The 5,361-nt window shown below is 37.1% G+C and carries 7 protein-coding genes and 1 other RNA gene; 3 read left to right on the forward strand and 5 right to left on the reverse strand.

Going from position 1 to position 5,361, the window contains the following annotated elements:
• Positions 1 to 192: hypothetical protein (locus tag F6K54_RS39625; protein WP_293089782.1), on the forward strand; the 192-nt coding region annotated here is incomplete at its 5' end.
• 234 nt (positions 193 to 426) lie between these two features.
• On the opposite strand, the gene rsmI is transcribed toward F6K54_RS39625, so the two are convergent.
• From rsmI to F6K54_RS39650, 5 genes are all read right to left on the reverse strand, one after another.
• Positions 427 to 1,266, reverse strand: a complete 840-nt coding sequence (gene rsmI, locus F6K54_RS39630) for a 16S rRNA (cytidine(1402)-2'-O)-methyltransferase (RefSeq protein WP_293089784.1) — start codon at positions 1,264 to 1,266, stop codon at positions 427 to 429.
• A gap of 1,121 nt (positions 1,267 to 2,387) precedes the next feature.
• The gene (locus F6K54_RS39635; protein ID WP_293089786.1) at positions 2,388 to 2,813 is read right to left on the reverse strand and encodes a hypothetical protein; all 426 of its coding nucleotides are present in this window, start codon (positions 2,811 to 2,813) and stop codon (positions 2,388 to 2,390) included.
• Positions 2,814 to 2,890: 77 nt separating this feature from the next.
• Positions 2,891 to 3,259: a phasin family protein gene (locus F6K54_RS39640; RefSeq protein ID WP_293089788.1), complete on the reverse strand. Its 369-nt coding sequence runs from the start codon at positions 3,257 to 3,259 to the stop codon at positions 2,891 to 2,893.
• Positions 3,260 to 3,284: 25 nt separating this feature from the next.
• Positions 3,285 to 3,381: signal recognition particle sRNA small type (ffs, locus tag F6K54_RS39645), an RNA gene on the reverse strand.
• Between the two features lie 23 nt (positions 3,382 to 3,404).
• Positions 3,405 to 3,671: a YciI family protein gene (locus tag F6K54_RS39650; protein WP_293089790.1), complete on the reverse strand. Its 267-nt coding sequence runs from the start codon at positions 3,669 to 3,671 to the stop codon at positions 3,405 to 3,407.
• A 32-nt stretch (positions 3,672 to 3,703) separates the two neighbouring features.
• On the opposite strand from F6K54_RS39650, the gene F6K54_RS39655 reads away from it, so the two are divergent.
• Positions 3,704 to 4,270 carry a 2'-5' RNA ligase family protein gene (locus tag F6K54_RS39655; RefSeq protein WP_293089792.1) on the forward strand — a complete coding sequence of 189 codons (567 nt, stop codon included), beginning with the start codon at positions 3,704 to 3,706 and terminating at the stop codon, positions 4,268 to 4,270.
• 27 nt (positions 4,271 to 4,297) lie between these two features.
• Entirely contained in the window at positions 4,298 to 4,981 is a 684-nt protein-coding gene (locus F6K54_RS39660; RefSeq protein ID WP_293089794.1) for a murein L,D-transpeptidase family protein, read from the forward strand.
• The last annotated feature ends 380 nt before the right edge of the window (positions 4,982 to 5,361 follow it).

Genomic DNA, 5,361 nt, shown 5'->3' on the forward strand with positions numbered 1-5,361 from the left:
CTGTTTTTTTTTGTTCAAGAAGAAGACGGTATACGAGGTCCGGCCGGCGTGGTGACTGGATTTCAGACGTGTGCTCTCCGTTTTTTTTATGTAGAAAATCTGTCAAGCGTATCTTTCAGCTTGGCATGGAATTTAGCTACTCTAACCCTGGCTTTTTCATACCTTTTTTTTTTTGATATTCTTAATATTTAATGCTGATAACTAGGGCTTGCCGATCTAATCTAAAAGCATTGACATATAAAGACAAGTGCCTTTTTGGGGCTTTTAAAAAGTGCTTGGTATCACGTCTAAAACGCTCAAAAAGTTAATATTTTAGGCAAAGTTGGGCATAAAAATCATTCTTAAAATTCTTACTCCTGCCTCCTCTAAATTCATATTTCTCCTGTCTCCTGTCTCCTGTCTCCTGTCTCCTACCCCAAACCCTAACTATATTTTTAGAGCTATTTGATAAATCTGGCGACGGGATAGGTTGGTTTGATGGGCCAGTTGGCGACTAGCTTGCGATCGCGAAATTCCTTGTTCTAACAGTTTTTGTAATTCTACTTTAATAGTATCTTCTGATATTACTGGCGTATCTGGTTCAGCTCCTGCAATAATTAGGGTAAATTCTCCCCTTGGTTGATTAGTTTGATAATGAATAATTGCTTGCCCAACTGTACCACGCCAAAATTCTTCATAGAGTTTTGTTAATTCTCTAGCTAAGACTATTTTTCTCTGTTTACCTAATACTTTAGCTAAATCTTCCAAGGTGTGTTTAAGCTTATGAGGAGATTCATATAAAATTATAGTTTCTTGTAAGTTGGGTAAAATTTCTAAGTCTTGTTGACGTTGTTTACTTTTGCTTGGTAAAAAACCGATAAATATAAATTTATTAGTAGGCAGTCCAGAAGCACTTAATGCTGTGATACTTGCACTAACTCCTGGTATTGGTACGACAGAAATATTTGCTGCAACACAAGCTTTTACTATTTCATATCCAGGATCAGATATTCCTGGCATTCCAGCATCAGTTACTAGAGCAATTGTTTTTCCTTGATGTAATTTTTCGATTAATTCAGGTATACGACTTTGTTGGTTATGTTGATGGTAACTTAATTGTGGTGTTTGAATATCAAAATGTTGTAATAATTTGCTGGTGTGGCGAGTGTCTTCTGCTGCTATTAAATCTACTGTTTGTAGGGTTTTAATTGCTCGAAATGTGATGTCTTCTAAATTGCCTATTGGTGTGCCAACAATGTAAAGAGTCCCTGAATTTACTTCATTCATATAGCGTTCCGCGCTCCGCGCAAGTCAAAAGTCAAAAGTCAAAAGTTAAAAGTAATACCTAACACTTGTTTAAGCCTTTGTAAATGTCCTAACCCTTGTTTCGACTGCTATAAATTAACTATTCTACTTCCTATATCTTTACATTGAGGAATAAACTTTCTCTAATTTTTTCAATGCTTAGAGAGTAACTCTAACGATCAAAATAATTTTAGATATAATAGTTCTAATTTACAACTAAATCAATAATGAAATTTTGATTCTGAAATTATCACCAAGAGAAAAGATAATATTCCTTACCGAAAAGCGACGTTGAAAGCACCCGTGTTTTAACCGGGGGATGAAAACAAGCGAGTCGTTTAGACTAGACAACTTTAGTTGTCCTGTGCGATTATCTTAATATACAAATGTTTAGACAAAAGTAAGCAGCAAAGCATGGGTTAAACTTAAGCCGACTGTGTAGGGGTACTTTGACTTGTCCCCAAAGAATATATCTTTGGTCAACTAAGGAAAAACGAAGCAACAAAGATTTATCCTGTTGCGTAGTATCAACTTAGAATTCCCTCGGCAATAGCTGCGGGGAGTAGTTAAATCAAGTCTTCTTATTTCAGAGGTACTGGTAACTGATAACTGAAATAGCTTTTTTGACATCTCCAGGGGTTGAAACACCCTGGATTCTGTGGCAAATCCACCGCAAATGGGACGGGGCGTTTAAAGTGCGGAAGTAAATTCCGCACGCAGCCCCTCATAAATCCACATTTGCTTAAAGCCTGTCAACAGAGTCCTAAACTCCTCGGCATAGATCGAAATCTAGCTGTGAGTTTACTTTTTTTTGTTAGCTTTCACGAGTGGTTTTACTCAAGATGTTGGAGCAATCTTCTCGCTGCTCTAGCTGCCTACTTGCTTTTCCTACGGAATGCGGAGCTAACAGCCGTCGTAGGAAATTAATTCCCCGTCTCCTGTCCACCGGAATTTCACCGCACTAGCATTCATGTCATGGCGACAAACCTTGTTCCTTATTCCTCTAGTATAGCAGATTTTTACTTCGCTTTATTACCCGCGTGTCGTTATTCAACCAGCCGTTAAAACGGGCGCTGCGTACTTCCTCCCGACACTTTTTAGGTTTAGTTCAAATTACTATTTTCTGATTCCCAGTCTGGACAACTTTCTCCTTCTACACCATAAGGGTGCATTCCACAAACTAATAAATTTCCGCCATAAACTTGACCATGATAATTGCTACATCCTCTACAAGCTGGATGTTTTTCTAGTGTTGGTTCTACACTATCCACAAAATAGTCTATATCTTCCCCTCCCACATCAAAATCTAAGTCCAGATATACTTCGATAATAGGGTCGATTAAATCATTTAGATACTCATCTATCTCTAAAATAAAGTTAGTACGTATTTCTTCACTAATTTCTTCCGAGAACTTTCCCCACTCATCAAGCACGTCAGAAACTTCTTCTGCCATTTCATTGAAGAAACTTTCTACCTCTAAAGCAGCAGTTTCAATTACTTCAAACAAATTTTTTGACCAGTCTTCCATTATTATATGTCTGAACTTTTCTCTTTAACTTAGAGTACCTAAACTCTTAGAGCCGAGCTTAACTTTTGGCCTAATATTTAATCTTTCTGTAACCTACGCAATTCATCCTGTAGCTTATGCACTTCTTGGCGCATTTGGTCTACTTCTTGGTCTGAATCTGATGAGTTGTCATCCTCAGAAAGAATCTCTATACGACGTGGTTCCCTAGATTTTGTTTCTGGAGATGATTCTACCGATGGCTTTTGCATAGCTTTATTCATCATATCTTCGACAAATTTACGGCCCTCTTCCGTAGTCATTTCACCACGCTTAACCATCTCATCTGCCAGTTTTTGGGTTTCTGTTCTGAGTTCTGATAATTTCTCGTTAGCTTTCTCTCCTGCATAGGAGGCTAATCCGACTCCTAGATAAACTGCCTTTTGAATAATTCCTCCCAAATTATCCATAATATATTCTGGCTCCTTTAAATGGGGTGACCCGGAGTCAACGCCTACCATAAGCATCCCGTGTTGCTGCTACCTTCCGGTCCTGACAAGGTTTAGGCGTTACAGTCGCGCTGGTCCGAATCACTTATTACTATAACACAATTTTTTATTCTGCAACTATGCACCACTGATAAATTTCGTAAGTGACACAATTATTTTTGATGAGAGGGTCTTCGGCCACTATTTTTTGGGCTTCTTCCATAGATTTGGCCTCAAATAGTAACATTCCTCCTTGATGGTTTTTCCAGTAACCACTTTTAGCTTTATGTCCTTTAGCATTTAATTCTTGGACATAAGCTATATGGTCTGGTACATACTGGTCAAATATAGATTTTTCGACTATACCTTTTTCTATTTTGGCAAACCAAGGCATTTTATTTTTTTATTTTTTTAATTTTGAATTTTATGGGTCAATCAAAACGTTTATTATTTGTGGCTCTTGTGCCACCTGAAAATATTCAAAACCAAGTTACGCAAATTAAGGAATATTTTGCTAGAGAATATAATAGCAGTCATGCTTTAAAGTCTGTGCCTCATATTACTTTACAACCTCCTTTTAAATGGCCTACTGAAAATTTAGCTCTTTTGCAGGAGTGTTTACAGACTTTTGCTCAAAAATGCTCCGCTTTTCCTATTACTTTGTCTGGGTTTGCTGCTTTCCCGCCTCGTGTTATCTATGTTAATGTTGTCAAAACTCCAGAACTATTAAAAATACAAAAAGAGTTAATTGGATTTACAGAAACGACTTTAGGAATTGTGCATCCCCCTTCTAAAATTCGTCCTTTTTCTCCTCATGTTACTGTAGCTTTTCGAGACTTAACTAAAACTAATTTTCGAGCAGCTTGGTTAGAATTTCGAGAGCGATCACTTGAGTTTGAATTTGTAGCTTCTCAGTTAACTTTATTAATTCATAATGGTAAGCGGTGGGATATTTGTAATGAATTTCCTTTTAAAGGATTTCAAAAATACTAAATACACAATTTTGACATATACATAATTATGAAGCTCAAAGTACCTATAAAGAAAAAATTACAATTACTCTTTATTTTTTTAGCAGGAGGGGTTACATTTTATTTTCTAATTGCTAAGTTTGGCTTCCTAATGCCATTGAGAGAAGTGCTATCAGTAGCGTGTTTTTCCTCCTGTCAGTCTGAGAAATCTTTTCATCCTTCAATAAAAGGCGAAAACCTTTTAAATTACGAAAAATCCTTACAACAACTCTTGGAAAAAGAGTCAAACCGAGAAGGTATATCAATTCTCGTCGAGAAATCCAAATTTAGATTAACAATTTTCTCTAATCTTAAACCTCTAAAGTCGTATCCTATTGTATTGGGTAGCTCCCCAACTGGAGACAAGCTTCATGAGGGAGATCGAAAAACCCCTGAAGGAGTTTATTATATTCGCGATCTCTACCCACACCCAAGTTGGTCTAAATTTATTTGGATAGATTATCCAAGACCTGAATCTTGGCGGGAGCATTTCCTGGCGAAATTTTCTGGTCATATTGACTGGCAACTCCCAATTGGTGGAGAAATAGGTATTCATGGAGTGCCAGCAGGTCAGAATTCTCTGATTGAAAAACGGTTGAATTGGACATTGGGATGTATCTCTCTCAAAAATCATGATGTGGATGAGATTTACAGTTTTGTAGATACTGGAACTGTTGTTGAAATTATTCCCTAGCTTTGTGTTAGCATTCAGTTGTAGTTAGAGCAGCTTGGTTAGAGTTTCGGGAGCGATCGCTTGAGTTTGAATTTGTAGCTTCTCAGTTAACTTTATTAATTCATAATGGTAAGCGGTGGGATATTTGTAATGAGTTTCCTTTTCTCAGCACAAATTGAGAAAATATTGAAATATAAATTTTTGGCAGATATAGCGCTGTGCGCAGGCAACAGGCAACAGGCAACAGGCAACAGGGGGAATAAATTGCCGATAATATAAGACTTTTAGCTATTTGGCCTTGACTGCAATTTGTAAATATACCAGCGCTCATTGCTATACATATCTATTCGATAAAACTCTAAAATAATATTTCAGGACTTACGCAAAGGCACTACATAACA

This window comes from Okeania sp. SIO3B5 (assembly GCF_010692555.1).
Classification (GTDB): Bacteria; Cyanobacteriota; Cyanobacteriia; order Cyanobacteriales; family Microcoleaceae; genus Okeania.